The 22,896-nt window shown below is 61.3% G+C and carries 17 protein-coding genes and 1 tRNA gene; 17 read left to right on the plus strand and 1 reads right to left on the minus strand.

Annotated elements, in window-relative coordinates; all coding sequences use genetic code 11:
- Window position 1 precedes the first annotated feature (1 nt).
- The 5 genes from pelG (at window position 2) to I2H19_RS00940 (ending at window position 5,869) form a co-directional block, all read left to right on the plus strand.
- The gene (pelG, locus tag I2H19_RS00920; RefSeq protein WP_195620715.1) at window positions 2-1,546 is read left to right on the plus strand and encodes an exopolysaccharide Pel transporter PelG; all 1,545 of its coding nucleotides are present in this window, start codon (window positions 2-4) and stop codon (window positions 1,544-1,546) included.
- Window positions 1,536-3,305 (plus strand): CotH kinase family protein, encoded by a 1,770-nt coding sequence (locus tag I2H19_RS00925; protein WP_195620716.1) that lies wholly within the window; start codon window positions 1,536-1,538, stop codon window positions 3,303-3,305. The genes pelG and I2H19_RS00925 overlap by 11 nt, the downstream gene beginning before the upstream one ends.
- Window positions 3,292-4,083, plus strand: coding sequence for a polyphosphate polymerase domain-containing protein (locus tag I2H19_RS00930; RefSeq protein WP_195620717.1), 792 nt, complete (start codon window positions 3,292-3,294; stop codon window positions 4,081-4,083). Before I2H19_RS00925 ends, I2H19_RS00930 begins: the two co-directional genes overlap by 14 nt.
- 3 nt (window positions 4,084-4,086) lie before the next feature.
- Window positions 4,087-4,752 carry a DUF4956 domain-containing protein gene (locus tag I2H19_RS00935; protein WP_117736271.1) on the plus strand — a complete coding sequence of 222 codons (666 nt, stop codon included), beginning with the start codon at window positions 4,087-4,089 and terminating at the stop codon, window positions 4,750-4,752.
- Between the two features lie 112 nt (window positions 4,753-4,864).
- Entirely contained in the window at window positions 4,865-5,869 is a 1,005-nt protein-coding gene (locus I2H19_RS00940) for a PLP-dependent transferase (RefSeq protein WP_195620718.1), read from the plus strand.
- Here I2H19_RS00940 and I2H19_RS00945 read toward each other — a convergent pair.
- On the minus strand, window positions 5,859-6,203 hold the full coding sequence (locus tag I2H19_RS00945) for a winged helix-turn-helix domain-containing protein (RefSeq protein ID WP_195620728.1): 345 nt from the start codon (window positions 6,201-6,203) through the stop codon (window positions 5,859-5,861). The two genes, I2H19_RS00940 and I2H19_RS00945, sit on opposite strands and share 11 nt — an antisense overlap.
- 193 nt (window positions 6,204-6,396) lie before the next feature.
- On the opposite strand from I2H19_RS00945, the gene I2H19_RS00950 reads away from it, so the two are divergent.
- The 12 genes from I2H19_RS00950 to I2H19_RS01005 all read left to right on the plus strand — a co-directional run bounded on the left by I2H19_RS00950 (window position 6,397) and on the right by I2H19_RS01005 (window position 22,781).
- Entirely contained in the window at window positions 6,397-7,908 is a 1,512-nt protein-coding gene (locus tag I2H19_RS00950) for an IMP dehydrogenase (RefSeq protein ID WP_006234046.1), read from the plus strand.
- 262 nt (window positions 7,909-8,170) lie between these two features.
- A complete protein-coding gene (gene leuS / locus I2H19_RS00955) occupies window positions 8,171-10,747 on the plus strand; it encodes a leucine--tRNA ligase (RefSeq protein WP_195620731.1) in 2,577 nt (858 codons plus the stop codon).
- Between the two features lie 258 nt (window positions 10,748-11,005).
- A complete protein-coding gene (locus tag I2H19_RS00960) occupies window positions 11,006-11,500 on the plus strand; it encodes a ribosome maturation factor RimP (protein WP_195620734.1) in 495 nt (164 codons plus the stop codon).
- A 1-nt stretch (window position 11,501) separates the two neighbouring features.
- Window positions 11,502-12,749 carry a transcription termination factor NusA gene (gene nusA / locus I2H19_RS00965; RefSeq protein WP_195620737.1) on the plus strand — a complete coding sequence of 416 codons (1,248 nt, stop codon included), beginning with the start codon at window positions 11,502-11,504 and terminating at the stop codon, window positions 12,747-12,749.
- Between the two features lie 91 nt (window positions 12,750-12,840).
- Complete coding sequence (gene infB / locus I2H19_RS00970) at window positions 12,841-15,555, plus strand: translation initiation factor IF-2 (RefSeq protein ID WP_006234040.1); 2,715 nt, start codon at window positions 12,841-12,843, stop codon at window positions 15,553-15,555.
- 12 nt (window positions 15,556-15,567) lie between these two features.
- Window positions 15,568-15,978, plus strand: coding sequence for a 30S ribosome-binding factor RbfA (rbfA, locus tag I2H19_RS00975; protein ID WP_195362079.1), 411 nt, complete (start codon window positions 15,568-15,570; stop codon window positions 15,976-15,978).
- Window positions 15,971-17,014, plus strand: a complete 1,044-nt coding sequence (locus tag I2H19_RS00980) for a DHH family phosphoesterase (protein WP_195445272.1) — start codon at window positions 15,971-15,973, stop codon at window positions 17,012-17,014. Before rbfA ends, I2H19_RS00980 begins: the two co-directional genes overlap by 8 nt.
- Window positions 17,015-17,029: 15 nt before the next feature.
- A complete protein-coding gene (gene truB / locus I2H19_RS00985; protein ID WP_195445274.1) occupies window positions 17,030-17,962 on the plus strand; it encodes a tRNA pseudouridine(55) synthase TruB in 933 nt (310 codons plus the stop codon).
- Window positions 17,959-18,966, plus strand: coding sequence for a riboflavin biosynthesis protein RibF (gene ribF / locus I2H19_RS00990; RefSeq protein ID WP_229058874.1), 1,008 nt, complete (start codon window positions 17,959-17,961; stop codon window positions 18,964-18,966). The genes truB and ribF overlap by 4 nt, the downstream gene beginning before the upstream one ends.
- On the plus strand, window positions 18,959-21,058 hold the full coding sequence (gene dnaG / locus I2H19_RS00995; RefSeq protein ID WP_195620740.1) for a DNA primase: 2,100 nt from the start codon (window positions 18,959-18,961) through the stop codon (window positions 21,056-21,058). The genes ribF and dnaG overlap by 8 nt, the downstream gene beginning before the upstream one ends.
- Before the next feature lie 110 nt (window positions 21,059-21,168).
- The gene (rpoD, locus tag I2H19_RS01000) at window positions 21,169-22,518 is read left to right on the plus strand and encodes an RNA polymerase sigma factor RpoD (protein ID WP_055286388.1); all 1,350 of its coding nucleotides are present in this window, start codon (window positions 21,169-21,171) and stop codon (window positions 22,516-22,518) included.
- 188 nt (window positions 22,519-22,706) lie between these two features.
- Window positions 22,707-22,781 (plus strand) — tRNA-Asn (locus I2H19_RS01005).
- Window positions 22,782-22,896 lie beyond the last annotated feature (115 nt).

Below are 22,896 nucleotides of genomic sequence, written 5' to 3' on the forward strand. Positions count from 1 at the left end.
GGTGGCCGGAATCGGTTTTGAGCTTAAGCGCCTGTTTAGGCGCAAGGGTCTGTTTGCCACGATGCGCGCCTATGGCTACGCCGGCATTGTGTGCACGGGCCCCATGCTGCTGGGTGTGCTACTCCAGGTGGGCATCTTGGTGCTGTGCGGTCTGTGGGGCGTGGGCCGAGCCAACCAGGACCTGCTGGTGTGCATGGTGACCTATACGCTGCTGGCGTCGCTTACACTCACGAGCTTTTTCTCCATGCCGGTCACGCGCTTTTTGGCGGACATGCTTTTTGCCGAGCGCGAGGATGAGATCCTGCCTTCGTTTTGGGGGTCTAATGCCGTCATGCTCGTTGCGGGCACCGTGCTCTACGGCGTCTTTTTGCTGTTCTCGGGCGCCACGCTGCTGCAGGGGCTGCTGTGCCTGTGGCTGTTCAACATTATGATCGTCAACTGGAACGGCATGAGTTACCTCACGGCCATCAAGGATTACCGCGGTATCCTATGCAGCTTTGCGGCTGCCATTGGCGTGGCGTGCCTGTGCGCCCTGGCCGCGCTGGCGCTGGGGCTGCCGCCGGTCGAGGGCCTTTTGGCGTCAATTGCTCTGGGCTACGGCGTCATGCTCGCCTGGGACGTGGTGCTGCTGTACCGGTATTTTCCGCAGAGCGACCGCAGCCCCTGGCTCTTTTTACGGTGGCTTGATCAGTTTATGCCGTTGGCGCTCACGGGCTTGTTTACCAACCTAGGCCTCTTTGCGCACTTGGTGATAATTTGGGCCGGTCCCATTGGCGTGCAGGTCAAGGGCTTGTTTTATGGTGCGCCCTACCACGATGTGCCGGCGCTCATCGCGTTTTTGACGATCCTGGTCACGTCCGTTAACTTTGTGGTCTCGGTCGAGGTCAACTTTTATCCGCGCTACCGCGACTACTACAGCCTGTTCAACGACGGTGGCGTGGTGGGTGACATTGTGGTGGCCGAGGAGGAAATGCTTGCCACGCTCAACCGAGAACTGCGCTTTTGTGCGCTCAAGCAACTGTTTGTGACGGCGGCGGTCATCTCGCTCGAGACCACGGTGCTGTCGGCCCTACCGTTGGGCTTTAACAACCTGATGCACGGGTATTTCCGCACGTTATGCGTGGGCTATGGCCTGTATGCCGTGGGCAATACGTTGTTGCTCATCTTGCTGTATTTTACCGACTATAAGGGGGCCGTGCTGGCTTCGGGCCTGTTTGCCGGTGTGGCCGGGCTGGCGACTGCCGTGTCGTTGCTTTTGCCGCAGCAGTTTTACGGCTTTGGCTTTTTGTTGGGTGCGGCGGTGTTTTTTATCGTGGCGCTGCTGCGGCTCGATACCTATACCGCCAACTTGCCTTATCGTATCCTGAGCCAGCAGCCCATTGTGGCGACCGACAAGACGGGCTGGTTTACCGAACTTGGCCGGGTGCTCGACCGTGTTGAGCAATGCTACGAGGACAAGCGCGCGGGCGGTGAGCCGCGCAGTGCGTTTGAACGTATGGTGGTTCGCCTGTATCAAAAACATTGGGGAGGTTCTGATGACCGATAGGATGATGTCTCGCCGCTGCCTGATCGAGGCGGCTGCCGGCGCGCTGTTGCTTTCGGGCTGCTCGGTGCAGGAAGACTCCTCGACCAAAAAGGTCAAAAAGCAGGACAAGATTAAAAAGGCCGAGTCCTCGGACGGTACCAAGCACCTACGCGATAAAGACGAGCTGTACGAGGTCTACGACGACTCGGGCATTGTGACCATGTACCTGACGGTCTCGCGCGGCAACAGCTCCGAGAACACCGACCACAGCTGGGCCGAGATCAACACGTACTCGGTGTATGACTATGCTGACATGGGCGTGACGCGCTATCAGGTTATGGGCCTGCTGCAGCCGGGTGACGAAGACGGCCCGGTGGCCGGCGAGGTTGGCTATGGCGAGGAAGCGCCCAATGCTACCGTGCAGGTGCGCGGCCAGACGTCGAGCATGAACTCGCAAAAGAATTACAAGGTGGAGCTCAAAAAGGGCAAGGGTACCTGGCGCCAACAGCGCGGGATTGCGCTCAACAAGCACATGGGCGAGGGTATGCGTTTTCGCAACAAGATGGCCTACGACCTTATCCGTGGGATTCCCCAGATGATGGGCCTGCGTACGCAGTTTGTGCATCTGTGGGTGTGCGACCAGACCGAAAAGTCCAACGACACCTTTGAGGACTACGGCCTGTTTACGCAGGTGGAGCAGCTCAATAAGACGGCGCTTAAGGCGCACGGCTTGGATAAGAACGGGCACCTGTACAAGGTGAACAGCTTTGATTTCCATCGCTACGAGGACACCATTAAGCTCGCTGATGATCCCGACTACAACCAGGCAAACTTTGAGGGCATGCTCGAGATTAAGGGTGATTCGGACCACACCAAGCTCATCGAGATGCTCGATGCGCTCAACGACGAATCGCAAAAGATCGATAACGTGCTCGATACCTACTTTGATACCGAGAATCTGGTCTATTGGCTGGCGTTTCAGATTCTGACGGGCAACTGTGATACGCAGAACCGTAACTGCTATCTGTACAGCCCGCTCAACTCAAATACCTGGTACTTTTTAGATTGGGATAACGACGGCATGCTGCGTAAGCTGGAGCTTTCTCTTACCGGGTTTTCGGACTACGCGAGCTGGGAGCGCGGTGCAAGCAACTACTGGGGCAACGTGCTGTTTAACCGCGCGTTGCGCAGCAAGTCGTTCCGCAGCGAACTCGACCGTGCCGTCAAGGACTTGCGCTCGTATTTGACCGAGACTCGCCTGACCAAGATGATCAAGCACTACCGCGATGTGACTGAATCTCTGGTCTTTGCTTCGCCCGATATCGACAATCTGCCTGTCACCAAGGACCAATACGAGCAGATCGCTGCGGCGATTCCCTCCGAGGTCGAGGAGAACTACAAGAGCTTTCGCGAGAGTTTTAAAAAGCCCATGCCGTTCTACATCGGCGTGCCGCAGATCGATAACGGTAAGCTGCGTATTAACTGGGATGCGTCCTACGACTTTGAGGCGCGCGACATTCGCTACACTGTGGAGCTTGCTCGTGACTATGCCATTAGCGACGTGGTCTTTAAGGCCGAGGACGTGCTGCTTCCCGAGGTGACCTGCGATGCGCCCGATACCGGCCAGTATTTTGTGCGCGTGCGTGCCACCAACTCCGACGGTTATAGGCAAGATGCGTTTGACTACTATGTGACCGACGACGGCAAGCACTACGGCATGAAGTGTTTTTACGTGCAAGACGGCGGTAAGGTCGTGGAGGACACGTATGAGGAGGGCTAGCGCGCTGCTTGAGCGCTTGGCGGCTCCGCCTGTGCGTACCACGCAGGAGCGTTACCGCCACGAGCTCAAATATCTCATTAACGAGGGCGAGCACTCCGCGCTTGCCTGTCGCATGGCGCCGGTTTTTAAACTGGACAAGCATGCGCGGGCGGGTGGTTACACCATTCGCAGCCTGTATTTTGACGACTACTGCAACTCGGCCTACGAGGAAAAAGACGCCGGTATTCTCATGCGCAAAAAGTATCGCGTGCGCATCTATAACGGCAGCGACAAGGTGATTAAGCTCGAGCGCAAAAAGAAGTTCGGCAGCTGGATCTACAAGGAGGACGCGCCGCTCACGCGCGGCGAGTTTGAGCAGATTCTGGCCGGCGACTACGACTTTTTGCTGAGGAGCCCCTATCCGCTCTGCCGCGAGTTCTACATCGAGTGCATCTGCAACATGATGCGCCCGCGGACCATCGTGGACTACGAGCGCGAGCCGTGGGTGATGGATGAGGGCACCGTGCGCATTACGTTTGACATGAACGTGCGTGCCGCGGTGGGAAGCTTCGATATCTTTGACGCGACGCTGCCCGCGCTGCCGGTCCTGGAGCCCGGCAAGCTGGTGATGGAGGTCAAGTTTACGGAGTTTTGCCCGCAACTGGTGCGTGATATGGTGCCGCCGGGAGCGGCCGAGCTTACGGCGGTCTCCAAGTACTGCCTGTGTTACGAAAAGACCGCCTACCTTCGCGGATTTAACTACTGGGAATCGGATTTTGAGAACCGAGGGGATATTTAGACCATGAGCACCAGGGACTTTTTTAAGAACTCCGTTTTGGAGGCGTTTGGCCAGGTCGACCCTGCCAAGATTGGCCTTTCGCTGCTCGTGGCGCTCGCCATGGGCATCCTGATCTATTACGTGTACAAGCGCTTTTTTACCGGCGTGGTGTATTCGCGCAGCTTTGCCGTGACGCTCGTGGGCATGTGCGTGCTCACCTGCATGGTCACGCTCGCGATCTCGACCAACGTGGTCATCTCGCTCGGTATGGTCGGTGCTCTGTCCATCGTCCGCTACCGTACGGCGGTCAAGGACCCGCTCGACCTGCTGTATCTGTTTTGGGCCATTACCACGGGCATTACGGCGGGAGCCGGTATGTATGCGCTCGTGGGACTCACGGCGGTGGTGATCGTGGTGATGATTGCCGGCTTTGCGAGCCACCAGGACAAGGCGCGCGTGTACATGATGGTCATCCACTACACGGGTCAGACCACCGGCGACGATATCGTGCGTGCATTTGGGCGCACCAAGTTTTCCGTCAAGTCCAAGACGATGCGCGGCGACAAGGTCGAGATGGCCGTTGAGGTGTTCTCGGACGGCGTGGATATGCCCTATGCCGACGCCATCCGCGCGCTCGATGGCGTGGAAGATCTAACGTTGATCCAATACAACGGCGAATATCACGGCTAATTTTGTTCCGGCGTTCTAACGAACGCCGGACCGCTCGACGCTGCTTGCGCTGACGTTTTCTCGACCTGGGTGGGCTGGTCTTGGTTTGGTTTTATGTAAGGGATGGTGCCGCGTGGACGTGCAACAGCTAGAAGAGTCCTGGGCTGCAAGGGCCGGCGCGCGTGAGGCGCGTCTTGTTGCGGCCTCGCATGTGCCGGCGGCGCTGTCTCTGTTGGGGATTGTGCGTCCTGGTGACCGCCTGGTGGCCTTTGCGGACGACTTTGCCGATGCGTTTGCGCGCGGCTTTGATGCCTGCGACGTTGTGCTCGTGGGGGAGCCGTCGGTTGCGGCGTTTACCGCCGCGTCCGAGGGCTTGGATGCTTCGTTTGATGCCGAGGGTCCGCACCTGTGGTGGTTCGTCAACTCCATCGGCGGGTTTGGTCTGCGCGTGCCCGATCTGCGTGCGCTGGGTTGGGCGGCGCGTGAGGCCCGTGCGCTGCTTGTGGTGGATAACACCGTGGCAAGCGTCTTTGGGTGCGATCCGCTGCGTTTGGGTGCCGTCCTGTCGCTCGAGGCGCTCGACCGCGTGTGCGCCGGTAAGGCTCCGCGCAAGCTCGTTGCCGCTCCGGTGGCACGCTCGCAGCTCAAGCGCCATCGCGTGGATGCCGCTTCCGAGTGCGCGCATACGTTGTTTGCTGGCTGTGGGGCGTCGGCGCTCGATTTGTCTGCCGAGGAGGCCGACGTGCTGGAGCGTGGGCTCTCCTCGCTTAACGCTCGCATGCAGGCACACTTCGACCGCGCCCGTGCGCTGGCCGAGTATCTGGCCACCAACGAGATGGTGCGCGACGTGTGCTATCCCGGGTTGAGCTCGCATCCCGACCATTCGGTTGCAACGGGAATCCTCGAGCACGGCTTTGGTCCGGCAGTTGAGTTTGACCTTATCGATCGTAGCGCGGGCGAGCTGTTCGACACATTGCCGGGGGAGTTCCGCACGTCGCCCGCCGGCGGCTCAAGAACGCGCCTTTCGGCCCCACGCGGTAAGCGGGGGAGCGCCATCCGCCTCTTCGCCGGTACCGACGATCCCCTGGTTGTAGCGTCCACCCTAGACAACGCCCTTCGCAAGTTAGCTACTCTTTGATGCTGGCGATGAGGGCGTCGGCTTTGGTGGCAATGACCTTGTTTATGTCGGCCTGCAGCTCCTCGTAGACCGCTATGGCTCGCTCGCCGGCGGGGGTGAGGGTGGATCCGCGGGCTCCGTCGCGCTCGATGAGCTTGCAGCCCAGCTGCCCTTCGGCCTCGTTCACAATACGCCAGGCCTTGGAATATGCCATGCCCATGCTCTTGGCGGCACGGTTGAGCGAGTGCTCGCGGGCAATACCCTGCAACAGCAAGACGCAGCCGTGTCCAAACACGCCCGGCAGATTCTTGTCGCACGCTTGAATGACCAACTTTGCCGTCGTCTTGTACTCCATATGCTCCACGTCTCCCCGCTAAAGTGTTTGCTGGGCAAACGCAAAGCCTGCGTCAAACCCTCGTGTGCTCTTCTTAAAACATGCATTGTAGCAGTCAAAGTGCGTTAAGATACTTCCCCAGTATTGGGCGCCCAAGGTTGGGCTGGGTCCTACGAGGCCTGCAGCCGACCGGTCGCATGGAAAAAGGAGAAACATGGCTACGTTCTTTCCCGGTGAGTCCCACACGTTTTCGGAGTATCTGCTGGTCCCTGGTTACTCGTCCTCGCAGTGCATCCCCAACAACGTCTCTCTTAAGACGCCGCTAACCCGCTTTAAGCGCGGTGAGAAGCCGGCAATCACCCTGAACATCCCCATGGTTTCCGCCATCATGCAGTCCGTCTCGGGCGTCGACATGGGTGTCGCGCTCGCTACCGAGGGTGGCCTGTCCTTCATTTACGGTTCCCAGAGCGCCGAGTCCGAGGCCGCTATGGTCAAGGCCGTCAAGGATCACAAGGCTGGCTTCGTTCAGTCCGATTCCACTCTGACCCCCGACATGACCATGGAGCAGGTCATCGAGCTCAAGGAGAAGACCGGTCACTCTACTATGCCGGTTACCGACGACGGCACTCCCAAGGGTAAGCTCCTGGGCATCGTCACCAGCCGTGACTATCGCCCCAGCCGCGATGATCACCAGACAAAGGTCTCCGAGTTTATGACCCCGCGTGAGCAGCTCATCGTGGGCGACAAGAACATCAGCCTCAAGGTCGCTAACGACGTCATCTGGGACAACAAGCTCAACGCCCTGCCCATTGTCGACGACAACGATCACCTGATGGGCATTGTCTTCCGCAAGGACTACGACAGCCACAAGACTAACCCTAACGAGCTGCTCGATAACGACAAGCGCTACATGGTCGGCGCCGGTATCAACACCCGCGATTATGCCGAGCGCGTGCCGCTGCTCATCGAGGCTGGTGCCGACGTTCTGTGCATCGACTCCTCCGAGGGCTTCAGCGAGTGGCAGAAGCGCACTATCGAGTGGATCCGCGCCAACTACGGCGAGGACGTCAAGGTCGGTGCCGGCAACGTCGTCGACGCCGAGGGCTTCCGCTTCCTGGCCGATTGCGGCGCCGACTTCATCAAGGTCGGTATCGGCGGCGGCTCCATCTGCATTACCCGCGAGACCAAGGGTATCGGCCGCGGCCAGGCCACCGCGCTGATCGACGTCTGCCGCGCCCGTGACGAGTACTACGAGGAGACCGGTGTCTACGTGCCCGTGTGCTCTGACGGCGGTATCGTCTACGACTACCACATGACGCTCGCCCTTGCCATGGGTGCCGACTTTATGATGCTGGGCCGCTATTTCGCCCGCTTTGACGAGAGCCCGACCGAGCGCGTCAACGTCAACGGCCAGTACATGAAGGAGTACTGGGGCGAGGGTTCTGCGCGTGCCCGCAACTGGCAGCGCTACGACCTGGGCGGCGCCGCGAAGCTCAGCTTCGTCGAGGGCGTCGACTCCTACGTCCCGTACGCCGGTTCCCTTAAGGACGGCGTGGGCGGTACGCTCTACAAGGTCAAGTCAACGATGTGCAACTGCGGCGCCCTCTCGATCCCCGAGCTCCAGGAAAAGGCACGCCTGACCCTGGTCAGCTCCACCTCCATCGTCGAAGGCGGCGCCCACGATGTTGTGGTCAAGGATTCGCAGCAGTCTGTGTCTTATCGATAGGATAAGAGCTGAACATAAAGGTTGAGTATCAACCACGTTATTTAGATAAAGCGAGATGCATGCAAGTCGCAGGCATCTCGCTTGTCGTATTTGCTATCATCATGCGAGTTAACGATGTGGCGGGGCGTTCTTACCTTTGCTCGCTGCAAGTTCCGCACGAGCCGAAGAGCACTTAATGTGCTCTTCGTGCGAGCAGGACTGTCCGTAGCAGCGAGTAAAGGTAAGAACGCCCCGCCCCAACCCAGCTAACAAAGGAGCTGATATGTGCGATTGCACAGATCATAAGGACGAGATTCCTGCCTACGACGCGCAGGCCATTGAGTCCCGGTGGATGAAGGCCTGGGAGGACTCCAACCTCTTTGCCGTCGACACCGACGACAGCAAGCCCAAGAAGTACGTGCTCGAGATGTTCCCGTATCCGTCGGGCGACCTGCACATGGGCCACGCGCGCAACTATACCATCGGCGATGCCATGGCCCGTCAGGCCCGCATGCGCGGCTACGACGTGTTGCATCCCATCGGCTTTGACGCCTTTGGCCTGCCTGCCGAGAACGCCGCCATCAAGCACAATACGCAGGCTGCCGCCTGGACGTATAAGAATATGGACCAGGCGCTCGCCACGATGAAGCGCATGGGCTTCTCCTACGATCTGGATCGCATGGTCAAGACCTGCAGCCCCGACTACTACCGCTGGGGCCAGTGGATCTTTGAGAAGCTGTGGGAAAAGGGCCTGGTCTACCGCAAAAAGAACCCGGTCAACTGGTGTCCTAACTGCAAGACCGTTCTGGCCAACGAGCAGGTCACCGAGGGCAAGTGCTGGCGCTGCGGCACCGAGCCCGAGAAGCGCGACCTTGAGCAGTGGTACTTCAAGATCACCGAGTACTCCCAGGAGCTGCTCGACGACCTGGAGAAGCTCCCCGGCTGGCCCGAGCGCGTCAAGCAGATGCAGGCCAACTGGATCGGTCGCTCCGAGGGTGCCGAGGTCGACTTTACCCTGTGCGACCAGGATGGCGAGCCCATTGAGGGCGACGAGGGCAAGATCACCGTCTTTACCACGCGTGCCGACACCCTCTTTGGCGTCTCCTTTTTTGTCCTGGCTCCCGAGTACGCTCGTCTGCACGAGCTCGTCGAGGGCACGGAGTATGAGGAGGCCGTCACCAAGATCGTCGAGGACTCCAAGCATATCTCTGCCGTCGAGCGTGCCCAGGGCACCCTCGAGAAGCACGGTGCCTTTACCGGCCGCTACGTGGTAAACCCCGTCAACGGCGAGAAGGTCCCCGTGTGGGTTGCCGATTATGTCGTTGCCGACTATGGAACCGGCGCCGTCATGGCCGTTCCCTGTGGTGACCAGCGCGACTTTGAGTTTGCCCGCAAGTACGACCTGCCGATCGTGCCGATCATCCTGGACGATGACGATCGCGCTGCCGTCGAGGCCACCGGCGAGACCATCGATACCTTCCATGCCGAGACCGTCGACTGGGATTGCGCCCACGCTGCCGAGGGCACGCTTGTCCAGTCCGGCAAGTACACCGGCATGCGCGGCGGTAAGCACTCCGAGGGCGAGGCTGCCATCGTGGCCGACCTCGAGGCCATGGGCTGCGGCCGTCGCAAGGTCGAGTTCCGCCTACGCGACTGGCTCATCAGCCGTCAACGCTATTGGGGCAACCCCATCCCGGCCATCCACTGCGAGCACTGCGGCATTGTGCCCGTGCCTGAGGATCAGCTGCCGGTGACGCTGCCCGAGAACCTGGACCTGGGCGCCGGCGAGACCCTCGCCGAGTGCAAGGACTTCTACGAGACCACCTGCCCGGTCTGCGGCCGCCCGGCTAAGCGCGAGACCGATACCATGGACACGTTCACCTGCTCCAGCTGGTATTACCTGCGCTATACCGACCCGCACAACACCGAGCTGCCCTTCTCCCGCGAGGCAGCCGACCGTTGGATGCCCGTCGATAACTACATCGGTGGCATCGAGCACGCCATTCTGCACCTGCTCTACAGCCGCTTCTTTACCAAGGCGCTTCGCGACCTGGGTCTGCTGAGTGTTGACGAGCCCTTCACCAACCTGCTGTGCCAGGGCATGGTCAAGGACGAGAACGGCGACACCATGTCCAAGTCCAAAGGCAACGTCGTGCCCCCGAGCTCGGTTATCGAGCCCTACGGCGCCGACACCATGCGTCTGGCGATCCTGTTTATCGCCCCGCCCGAGAAGGACTTCGACTGGGATCCCAAGGCCGTCGAGGGCGCCAACCGCTTTATCAAGCGCGCCTGGCGTATCGTGTGGCAGCTCGTCCAGTCGGGTGACGCCAACGTGGCCTTCGACAAGTCCGTGCTCGGCGAGACCGCGATGAAGCTCTACCGTGAGCGTCACCGCACCATCGCCAAGTGCACCGAGGACTTCGATCGCGGCCAGTTCAACACCGCGATCTCGGCCGTCATGGAGCTCGTCAACGCGGCGAGCGCCTACCTCAACGCCACCGAGGGTGCTGACCGCGACAAGGCCCTGTGCTACGGCGTGGCCAAGGACATCGTGAGCGTCCTGGCGCCCATCTGCCCGTTCTGGGCCGACGAGCTGTGGCACGAGGCGCTCGGCTGCGAGGGCAACGCTTACACCGCCGCCTGGCCCGAGTTCGACCTGGCCGAGTCCATCGAGGACACGGTGCAGATCGTCGTCCAGGTACTCGGCAAGGTCCGTGGCCGCATCGACGTGGCCCGCGATGCCTCCAACGAGGAAATGCAGGCTGCCGCCGAGACCGCCGTCGCCAAGTGGCTCGACGGCAAGACGGTCGTCAAGGCCATCTGCGTGCCCGGCAAGCTGGTCAACCTGGTGGTCAAGTAAGCATTGCGCGCTTAACTGACGCATAAAAGACGAGGGGCGATCCGATTGGGTCGTCCCTCGTTTTTCATGTACCTGCCCTGATGTCTGCGGTCAATTGTCCTATTCTTGTGGAGAAGCTGTGCGCACGCTGACCTGCAGATTCGTACTGTGCTTGCACGTTTCCGCAGCTATTGGTATAGTTTGCTTGCAAATGAAGTTGTAATTGAAAGAAGTGGGGTTTCGGCCCCGCTTCTTTTTTGTATGGATGGAGGTGCCGCAATGGTCAAGACCAAGACCGAGCAGGCGATTATCGACGCGCTCGAGGCCGTCGCTCCCCAGCACGATATCGACATCGTCGACGTCGAGCTCGTGGGTGCCACCAAGGCCCCCTGCGTGCGCGTGCGTATCGAGGGTGCCGAGGGTCAGAGTCTTTCGCTCAACGACGTCACGGCCAACACCAAGTGGGTCGGCGATGTGATTGAGGAGCTCGACCCCATCTCTTCGAGCTATACGCTCGAGGTGTCGAGCCCGGGTATGGCGCGCCCGCTGCGCCGCCCGTGCGACTTTGCCCGCTTTGTGGGCGAGAACTGCGAGCTCACCTCCACCGCCACCGAGGGCCGTCGCAAGTACGCCGGCAAGATTGCCGCCGCCACCGAGGCGAACGTGACCCTCGAGCTCGAGGACGGCGAGTCCGTTACCCTCGATTTCTCTGATGTTAAAAAGTGCAAGTTGAAGCCCACCTACGACTTCAAGCCCGCGAAGGAAGGAAAGTAAGATGGCAGCATCCGACATGATGTCCGCCCTGATGGAGCTTTGCCAGGAGAAGCACATCGACCAGCTCTACCTGATCGACCGCCTGGAGCAGTCGCTCGCCAAGAGCTATGCCGAGATCCTGCATCTTGAGTGGGGCGCCAAGGTGACCATCGACCGCACCACCGGCAAGATCTACGTCTACCGTCTGGAGCCGATTGACGATTCCATGGACGAGGAAGGCAACTTCACCGAGTTCGAGGAGATCGACGTCACCCCCAAGAACACGAGCCGCATCGCCGCTCAGCACGCCAAGGCCGAGATCAACGCCATCGTGCGTAACTCCGCCCGCGAGCAGATCTACGAGGAGTTCTCCGGTCGTATCGGTGACCTCATCAGCGGTACCGTGCTGCAGTCCACGCCCGACTTCACGATCGTCAAGATCCGCGATGGCGTCGAGGCCGAGCTGCCGCATTTTGACCAGCGCCGTTACGAGAACGAGCGCAACGAGCGTCCGATGGGCGAGCGCTATCTGCACAACCAGCACATCAAGGCCGTGATCATCGACGTCCGCGATCCCAACTCCAACCTGCAGCCGGTTCGCGGCGAGCACAGCCGTCCGCCGATCGTCATCTCCCGCACCCACCCCGAGCTCATGCGTCGTCTGTTTGAGCAGGAGGTGCCCGAGATCTATGAGGGCACCGTCCAGATTAAGTCGATTGCCCGCGAGCCCGGCCAGCGCTCCAAGGTTGCCGTCCACTCGCTCGACGACCGCCTGGATCCCGTGGGCGCCTGCGTCGGCCCCAAGGGCAGCCGCGTTCGCGCCGTCGTGGGCGAGCTCCGCGGCGAGCGCGTCGACGTCATCCTGTGGGATGCCGATCCGGTCGTCTACGTCGCCAACGCCCTGTCGCCCGCCAAGGTCACCCGCGTCCTCATCGACGAGGAGAAGGCCTACGCCGGCGTCATCGTGCCCGACGACCAGCTTTCGCTCGCAATCGGCAAGGAGGGCCAGAACGCCCGCCTCGCCGCGCGCCTGACCGGCTGGCACATCGACATCAAGTCCGAGACCCTTGCCGCCGACATCCTCAAGAACGTTCCCGTTCACGAGGAGCCCGCCGCCGACCTGATCGGTGACGAGGAGGACGAGGACGTCCGCCGCTGCGAGTATGTGTCCGAGGACGGCATCCAGTGCCGCAACCAGGCTCGTCCCGGCTCCCGTTTCTGCGGTGTCCATGACACCGACGCCTTCGATGATGCGGAGGACCTGATCTAGCGCGCGGTCGCGCCGGGCGGGTCCCGGCGCGTCTCCCACGCTCGTTCAGTCTCTAGGCACCCAAGGTGCCAGAAAGGGTAGGTGAAGTCATATGGCAAAAGTCCGTGTGTCCACCCTGGCCAAAGAGTTCGGCATGACCTCCAAGGAACTGATGGGTCATCTCGCCGATATGAAGATTCCCGCTAAGTCCGCTTCCTCCACCTTGGAGGACGCTTATGTCGCCATGGTCCGCAAGCAGCTCGCCTCGGTGATCGAGGCCCGCGCCCAGGAAGTCGAGGCCGCCAAGCAGGCCGAGGAGCAGGCAGCTGCCGCCGAGGAGGCCGCTCGCGCCGCCGAGGCCGAGCGCGAGCGCATCGCCGCCGAGAAGGCCCGCGAGGAGGAGCGTCGCCAGTTTGCCGCAGCCCAGGCTGCTGAGGAGGCTGCCCGCGCCGAGGCCGAGGCCAAGAAGAAGGCCGAGCAGGAGCGCCTTGCCCGTGAGAAGGAGGAGGCTGCCCGCGAGGCCCAGCGCCGCGCCGTTCCCGCTTCCGACTCCGGTTCGCGCTTCCGTTCGCTGCTCGACCAGATCGCCGCACAGGAGACCGTGCTCAAGGAGAAGAAGGACGCCGAGGACAAGGCCAAGGCCGAGCGCGCTGCCGAGCGCGGTAACCGTCGTGGCGGCAACAACGACCGCCGCGGTGGCCGTCGTAACGATCGCAACGCCTCTGACAACAACTCCGAGCGCAACGCCTCCGAGAGCCGTCCGCACAGCCATCGCACCAACGCCAGCAACAACGTTGCTGCCGGCATGGACTTCCCCAACCCCGATAAGCAGGGCAAGGGCAAGAAGCGCAAGGGCGGTCACAACAACGAAGAGGACCACTACAGCCGCATGGCGCGTGAGGCCGAGGAGTACAGCCGCGAGAAGGTGCTCGAGGAGGCCCGCGCCGCCGTCGAGGAGGCCTCTCGCGAGTCCACCGGTCGCCGCAAGAAGCGCAAGGAGAAGCGCGAGCGCGAGGCTGCCAAGGCTCAGGAGGAGCGCAAGATAGAGGAGGCGCTGGCCCAGGGCGTGAACCCCGAGGACCTCGACGCCATCAAGGTCTCCCAGGGCGTTACCGTCCAGGAGCTTGCCGAGGCGCTCGACGTTCCGGCCAACGACATCATCAAGCGCCTGTTCCTGCTGGGTACGCCGCTCACCATGACGCAGTCCATGTCCGACGACCTCGTCGAGCTCGTCGCCGACGACCTGGGTCGTCAGATCAAGATCATCACCCCCGAGGAGGAGAACACCTTCTCGTTCTACGACGATCCCGCCGACCTTAAGCCGCGCGCCCCGGTCGTCACCGTCATGGGCCACGTCGACCACGGTAAGACGTCGCTGCTCGACGCCATCCGTCACACCGGCGTTGCTGCCGGCGAGGCGGGCGGCATTACGCAGGCCATCGGCGCTTCGCAGGTCATGATAAACGACCGCAAGATCACCTTTATCGATACCCCGGGTCACGCCACCTTTACGGCTATGCGTGCCCGTGGCGCCAAGGTGACCGACATCGTCATCCTGATCGTCGCCGCCGACGACGGCGTCATGCCCCAGACGGTCGAGTCGATCAACCACGCCAAGGCCGCCGGCGTACCCATCGTCGTCGCCGTCAACAAGATCGATAAGCCCGGCGCCAACCCCGACCGTGTGCGTCAGGAACTCACCGAGTACGGCGTCATCCCCGAGGAGTGGGGCGGACAGAACATGTTCGTCAACATCTCGGCCAAGCAGAAGATCGGTATCGACGACCTTCTGGAGACCGTGCTGCTCCAGGCCGACGTGCTCGAGCTCAAGGCCAACCCGGACACCTTTGCCTCCGGCAACGTCCTCGAGGCCAAGCTCGACAAGGGCCGCGGCTCGGTTGCTACCGTGCTCGTGACCCGCGGTACCCTGCACGTGGGTGATACGCTGGTCGCCGGCCTTACCTACGGCCGCGTCCGCGCCATGCTCGACCCCAAGGGTCGCGCCGTCACCGAGGCCGGTCCCTCCGACGCTGTCGAGATCCTGGGCCTGCAGTCCGTGCCCAACGCCGGTGACGAGTTCCGCGTGTTCGAGGACGAGCGCGAGGCTCGCGCCCTTGCCGACGAGCGTTCGCTCAAGGCCCGTATCGAGGAGCAGAGCCGCGTCAAGCACGTCACGCTCGAGAACCTCTTCGAGACCATTGCCGACGCCGAGGTCAAGGAGCTCAACCTGATCATCAAGGCCGACGTCCAGGGTTCCATCGAGGCCCTTCAGGACTCGCTCGACAAGATGGATCAGTCCGAGGTTCGCATCAACACGATCCACTCCGCCGTTGGCGCCATCAACGAGACCGACGTCGTCCTGGCCGACGCCTCCAACGCCATCATCATCGGCTTTGGCGTCCGTCCCGACGGTAAGGCCCGCTCCGCCGCCGAGCGCGAGGGCGTCGAGATCCGTTGCTACGACGTCATCTATAAGTGCCTCGAGGAGCTCGACGCCGCCCGTATCGGCATGCTCAAGCCCACCGAGGTCGAGGTCGCCACGGGTACCGCGACCGTCCTGGACACCTTCAAGGTGCCCAAAGTCGGTATCGCTGCCGGTGTCCGCGTCGAAGAGGGCGAGATCGCCGCGACCGATTCCGTGCGCCTGGTGCGCGACGGCATCGTGGTCTTCAACGGCAAGATCGCCTCGATGCGCCACTACAAGGACGAGGCCAAGAGCCTCAAGAGCGGTTCCGAGGGCGGCATTGGCCTGGAGAACTTCCAGGACATCAAGCCCGGCGACCAGATCGAGGGTTACCGCATCGACCAGGTTGCCCGTACCGAGTAGGGGGGTAGCGCTATGAAGCAAACGCAGGCAACCCGCCGTCTGGGCGAGCAGCTTCGCGAGAAGCTCGGTTATATCCTGCTCTTTGAGGTTTCCGATCCGCGTCTCGACCTCGTTACTTTGACCGCGGTCGAGGTCGCGGTGGACCGTTCGTTCGCGCGCGTGTATGTGTCGTGCGATGCGAGCCGCTACGACGAGGTCATGGAGGCGCTCGCTAGCGCCAAGGGCCGTATTCGCAGCTTGTTGGCTCGCTCGCTCGATTGGCGTGTTACGCCCGAGCTCGATTTTCGCATCGATCGCTCGACCGATGAGGCCGAGCGCATCACGCGTGCGCTGGAAAACGTTCCCGCCACGCTTGCGATCGAAAAGGACGAGGACGGCTATCCGATAGTGGATGCCGCCCAGGAGGCAGCTTTAGATGACTAATTCCGCCGACCTCGCCTCGTGCGAGTCTGCAGATATTCAGCGACGCATCCTCGAGTTCATCGAGGGTGCGTCCTCCATTGCGATTTCGGGACACACTTCTCCCGACGGCGACGCCCTGGGCTCCGTGTTGGGTCTGGGCCTTTCGCTCATGAAGTTTTTCCCCAACAAGGACATTGCGCTGCTGCTGGCAGACGATGACCCGGTTCCGCGCATCTACCGCTTTATGGAAGGCTCCGATCGCCTGGTGCCGGCATCTGCGTACGCTGGCAACCCGGACCTGTTCATCTCGGTGGACGTACCGGTCGTCGAGCGTCTCAATAATTCCGCCGAGGTGCTTCGTCGCTCCAAGCATGTGGTGTGTTTCGACCACCATCCGGCGCGTGAGGAGTTTGCCGAGCTCAGTCTGAGGCGCGTTGAAGCTGCAGCCTGCGCCATGATCATTGACCGTTTCTTGGACAATTGTGGCATTGTCGCACGTGATGGCGTTGCGACCTGCCTGCTGTGTGGCTTGGTTACCGATACCGGCCGTTTTCAGTACCAAAACGCCGATGCCGCCGCGTTCCATGCGGCATCGCGTCTGGTTGCCCACGGTGCCGATCCGGCGCGTGTGGCACTCGAGGTATACCAGAGCATGCGCGTTGAGTTTTTGCACCTCAAGTCCATCGTTATGGGCCGCATCAAGACGGTGGCCCACGGGCGCGTTGCGTATAGCTACGCGTACCAGAGCGACCTTGAGGCTTGCGGTGTCACCTCGGATGAGTGCGACGGCCTGGTCGATGTGGTGCGCTCGGTGATGGGCGTCGAGGTCTGCCTGTTCCTGAAGGGCATTGAGGGCGATACCAAGGTGCGCGGCAACCTGCGCTCTAAGGGCGACCTCAACGTGTCCGAGATCGCTGCTGCCTTTGGCGGGGGTGGACATTCCGCTGCCGCCGGTTTCTCCAACAACGGAACGATTCTCGAGACGCTCACCGTGGCACTTCCCATGCTGGCCGAGCTGGTAGGGGAGGATCCCGCTTCGGTGACCGTCGAGCTTTAACTTTTTGGATGGTACATGGCTCGTCGTACGCCTTCTCAATTGAATATGCTGCTCGCTGTCGATAAGCCGGTGGGCTGCACGTCCCACGATGTGGTTTCGCAGTGCCGGCGCACCCTCCATGAGCGGCGCGTCGGCCATGCCGGCACGCTCGACCCCATGGCATCGGGTGTCATGGTAGTGGGCGTGGGCCAGGCAACCCGTCTACTGGGTATGCTCACGCTCGATACCAAAAGCTACGTCGCCGACATCTCGTTTGGCGCCGAGACCAATACCGATGATGCGGAAGGCGAGGCGGTCCGCACGGTGGCTGTTGCCAACGAGCTCCGCGATCCTGCCTATGCGCGTGAGCACTTGGCCTCCATGCTGGGTCCGCAGATGCAGGTGCCGCCGGCGTTTTCGGCTATCTCGGTCAATGGCGTTCGCGCCTACAAGTCTGCTCGCGAGGGCAATGCGGTGGACCTACCTCCGCGTCCCGTCGAGGTCTATGCCGCCGACCTGATCGCCGTGGGCGGCGAAGGTGATACGTGCGTGTGGACCGTGGCGTTCTCGGTGAGCAAGGGCACCTACATTCGTGCGCTCGCTCGCGACCTGGGCCGCGCCTGCGAGAGCGCCGCGCACATTTCCGCGCTGCGCCGCACGGCCTCTGGTGTTGTTTCCATTGGCGCCTGTCATGCGGTGGAGGAGCTTTCTCCCGAGTCCGCCGCTGGCTTTGCCCTGGATCCCATTGCGGCCCTGGGCGCCACGCGTGTTGACTTGCCGGGTAATCTTGCCGACGACCTGCTCTGCGGCCGACGCATTCCCGTTGAGCGTTCGCTTGCCGATTTCGATGCCTCGAAGCCGCCGTTTGCGTTGGTGCTCGATGGGGGACTCAAGGCGCTCGCCCGCATTGAGGGTGGCCGCTTTGTCATGGAGCACGTGTTTCCGCAGGCAATCGGCGGTGTTCGATGATGTTGTCCGCTCGCGAGCTCGCGCGTGTCTTTTTCGCGGGTGAGTCGGACGAGGCTCGCATCGTTACTGCCGATGCGTTTGATGAGTGTGAGCACTTGGGTGCCGCATCGATTGCCATCGGCGTGTTCGACGGCGTTCACCGTGGACACCAGGAACTCATCGAAGCGCTTGTCCGTGATGCCCGTGCCCATGGCTGTAAGGCGGTCGTGGTTACCTTTGATCCCGACCCGGACGTTGTGGTGAGCCCTTCGCCCGCTCAAAAATTGATGACGACGGCCGACCGTCTGCATGCTTTGGCTCAAACCGGGGTCGATGCGGTGGTGGCCGTTCCCTTTACGCCTGAGGTTGCGGCGCTTGACCATGTTGACTTTCTCTCGCTGGTGTCGCGTCTGGTCGACATTCGATCGATTCGCGTTGGCAGTGACTTTAGGCTGGGTCGTGGCGGTGCATCTGGTGTTGCTGAGATGCGCGCCTGGGGTTCCGAGCACGGCGTTGACGTGTATGGTCACGACCTGCTTTGCGAGGGCGGTGAGGCCATTTGCGCCACCCGCATTCGTCATGAGTTGGGACAGGGCCATGTGGAGCTTGCTGCTGAGTTACTCGGCCGTCCGTATATGGTGCGTGGCGGTGTTATTCGCGGCCGTCACGAGGGTTCTGGCATGGGCTTTCCCACGGCAAACCTACAAGTTCCCGATGGTATTCAGGTGCCTGCGGACGGCGTGTATGAGGGTCTGGTGCTGGTCGATGACACCGTGTGGCCCGCTGCCGTGAACGTCGGCCTACCGCCAACGTATGCCGACGATGTCGCTTCGGCGCATCTCGAGGCTAATTTAATTGGTTATACGGGCGACCTGTACGGCTCTTCTGTTTCGCTGGCGTTTACGCGTTGGCTGCGTCCGTCGCGCGTGTTCGATTCGCTGGATGAGTTGATCGCGACCGTCGAGGGTAATATCGAAGACATTCGTCACAACTTGGGTGAGCAGGGGGTGAGCATCCGTGATTAGCGATGAGGAAAAAGACCAGGTACGCGCTGCGTCCGACCTGGTTGCCATCGTGCAGGAAACGGTTGAGCTCAAGCCCCGCGGCCATGAGTTTTGGGGATGCTGCCCCTTCCATGGCGAAAAGACGCCGTCCTTCCATATTATTCCCGCCACGCAGGTGTGGCATTGCTTTGGCTGCGGCGAGGGTGGCGACGTCTTCACTTATATCATGAAGCGCGAGAACCTGAGCTTTCCCGAGTCAATCCGTTATTTGGCCGATCGCGCGGGTATTGAGCTGCATGACACCGGAGATCGCCGTGAGCGCGGCACCAAGCGTGCCCGCATATACGATCTGTGCGCCGAGACGGCCCAGTTCTACCACACCATGCTCATGCGCGGTAAGGACAGCCGTCCGCGCGAGTATTTCGCCAGCCGCGGCATGGGCGGCGACGTCTGCCGCCGCTACTGCCTGGGCTTTGCGCCGGGTCGCAACGCGCTGGTGTCGCATCTTTCGCAGGCGGGCTTTACCCCGCAGGAGATGATCGACGCCAACGTGGCCGTGAGCCGTGGGCGTGGGCAGCTTGCCGATCGTTTTTACGACCGCGTGATGTTTCCCATCTTTGACGAGCAGGGTCATAACATCGCCTTTGGCGGGCGCATTATGGGCGACGGCCAGCCGAAGTACCTCAACACCGCCGAGACGAGCGTGTTCCATAAAAAGCGAAACCTCTACGGCTTTAACTGGGCCAAGGAGTTTATCGTCGCGCAGGATACCGCCATCGTGGTGGAGGGTTATACCGACTGTATCGCCTGCTGGGAGGCGGGGATCAAAAACGTCGTCGCCACGCTGGGCACCGCGCTCACGGAGCATCACGTCAAGACGCTCACCCGCTTTGCCAAGCGCATCGTGTATATGTTCGATGGCGACGCCGCCGGTCAAAAGGCCGCGCGCCGCGCGATTCAGTTTATCGAGCAGGATTCGATGGACCTGCGCTGCGTGGTACTTCCCGACGGCAACGATCCCATGGAGTTCATCACGGCGCACGGCGGAGAGGAGCTGCAGAAACGCATTGACGCCGCCGAGCCGCTCATGGACTTTGTCTACCGTTCGCTGCAGGAGTCGAGCGACATCACCACGCCGGGCGGTCGCGCCAAGGCGCTTGAAGATGCGCTGACGCTTATCTATCCGCTGCGCGATAGCTATATGATCGACACGTACTTTATCCAGATTGCTGATTTGCTGGGTTTGGATTTGGAGACGGTGCGCGCGAGTTCGGGTCGCGTGTTTCGCGATGTCGCCAAGCGCGAAGATGCGGAACGACGTCGTGAGCAGAACTATGAACGCCAGCGGGCGCAAGCCGAGCGCTCTGGTAGCGCGGGCGGTCGGTCGTCTGGTTCGCAGGGGACATCTCGTGGTGCTTGGGCGTCGGGCGCGACGCCGCCGGTGTCCGCGCCGGTCGAAGAAGAGCCGTACGACTATGTCCCGCTCGATGCCTACGGTGCCGCGCCTGTAGAGGTCGTCGATGATCTGCCGCCAATCGATGTGCCTCATGGTATGGGCTCTGAGCCCGCCGGTGCCCCGGCAGACGCTTCGGCCCCTATGGTTCTGACCGATCTTGAGCGCAAGTCCTTGGCAGGGGAGCGCGAGCTGCTGACGATGCTCACGAGCTACCCCGACCTGTTCCGCACGTATGCCGACCGCATCTGCTCCATCGAGTGGGTTGACCCACGTCACGAGTCCATCGCATGGGCCGTTCTGGCTACGCCGCCGGGAACCGATCCTGCAGCTTGCATGGATGCGGCACGCTCGGTGTGTCCCGAGGCGGCAACGCTTGTGAGTGCCGGGCGCATCTCGGCGACGAGCAAGCACCCCACCGAGACGAACATTGTGTTTATGCTCGATACGCTCGAGCTCTACACCATCAAGCGCCGCATGCGTGCCGCACAGGCCAAGCTGCGCCAAGACCGTTCGCTCGATGATGAGGGCCGTCGTTCGCTGACCGTGCAGGCCGCGCGGGACTCGCAGCGTCAGCGCGAACTGCAAAAGTCGATCGGCGGCGTGGCGGACCCGTTCCGTTTGATCGGCCTGGAGGCCGCAGGCACTGAACAAGCCTAGATGTTGTGGTCAACCAGCGTATTCTCGCCTATATCCAGTCCTCTTTTTGGGTATAGACGTCAATGTGTGTGCTAAAGTATTGAGTCCTGTGGACTATGAAGGGAGAATCTGTGCCAAAAAAGACTGAGAGCACGGGTACTGGGCTGGAATCCTACGTTGCAAAGCTCATGGGCAACGGCTCAAACAGGACTTCGGTAACCGAGGACGAGATTCAGGTCGCCCTGAAGGATATCGATGTTTCTGACGAGCAGCTCACCGCGGTGTATTCCGCGCTGCGCAACAGCGGCATCCAGATTATCTCCGCGAGCGGTAACGACGACGCCCCCATGGACGTCGACGATGACGATAACGATACCGATACCGACGATTTCGATGACGACGACGAGCACGATTCCGGCTCGCTTGACGATCATGAGCTCAAGATGGCCCGTCAGGCCGATGCCGAGATGGGTTCTTCCAAGAGCAAGAAGAAGCGCACCGTGCGCACGTCCCGTTCACGCTCCCGCGTGCGTGGCATCGATGCCTCCACGGTGATGCTGACCGGCGATCCGGTCCGTATGTACCTCAAGGAGATCGGCAAGGTCGACCTGTTGACCGCCTCCGAAGAGGTCGATCTGGCTATGAAGATCGAGGCCGGTCTTGAGGCCACCGAGAAGCTCGAGGCTGCCGATGCTGGTGAGCTCGAACTCACGCGTGCCGAGATGCGTCGTCTTACGCGCATTGAGAACGTGGGCCTCGAAGCCAAGCAGGCGCTCATCAGCGCAAACCTGCGTCTGGTCGTCTCCATCGCTAAGCGCTATGTCGGACGCGGCATGCTGTTCCTGGACTTGATCCAGGAGGGCAACCTCGGTCTGATCCGCGCCGTCGAGAAGTTCGACTACCAGAAGGGCTTTAAGTTCTCCACGTACGCCACGTGGTGGATCCGTCAGGCCATCACGCGCGCTATCGCCGACCAGGCCCGTACCATCCGTATTCCCGTGCACATGGTCGAGACCATCAACAAACTCGTCCGCGTGCAGCGCCAGCTTCTTCAGGACCTTGGTCGCGACCCGACCCCCGAGGAGATCGGTGCCGAAATGGACATGAGCGCCGACCGCGTCCGCGAGATCCAGAAGATCTCGCAGGAGCCCGTGTCGCTCGAGACCCCCATCGGCGAGGAAGAGGATTCCCAGCTGGGCGACTTCATCGAGGACTCCCAGGCCATCGTTCCGCCCGATGCGGCCAGCTTCTCCATGCTGCAGGAGCAGCTCACCCAGGTGCTCGACTCGCTTGCCGATCGTGAGCGCAAGGTTATCGAGCTGCGCTTTGGCCTTGTCGACGGACATCCCCGTACGCTCGAGGAAGTCGGCCGCGAGTTTGGCGTCACGCGCGAGCGCATCCGCCAGATCGAGTCCAAGACCCTGGCCAAGCTCCGCCATCCCAGCCGTAGCAGTAAGCTCAAAGACTATATCGAGAGCTAGTCAAGCAAGAAGCGCCCCCAAGCACATCTGCTTGGGGGCGCTTTCATGTAGTCGTTGGGGACGTTCTTGAATGACTAGTCGTTCAAGAACGTCCCCAATGACTGGGTCGGAAAATTTCTTAAAAAAGTTCTTGCCCTAAGCTGATTCGTCCGTATAATAAACTTCGTTGCTTGAGAGCACGCACCTATTCCTCGGTAGCTCAATGGTAGAGCACGCGGCTGTTAACCGCGCTGTTGTAGGTTCGAGTCCTACCCGGGGAGCCAGGTTGTAAAACCCGTCGCTTATGCGGCGGGTTTTTTCATTACGGGCTTTAGCCTGTGCGGGGCGCGCAGCGCGCCGCATCAGAAACCACCCGCTATGCGGGTGGGGCCAAACGGC

Origin of the sequence: Collinsella aerofaciens, assembly GCF_015560135.1 — a bacterium.
Classification (GTDB): domain Bacteria; phylum Actinomycetota; class Coriobacteriia; order Coriobacteriales; family Coriobacteriaceae; genus Collinsella; species Collinsella aerofaciens_AN.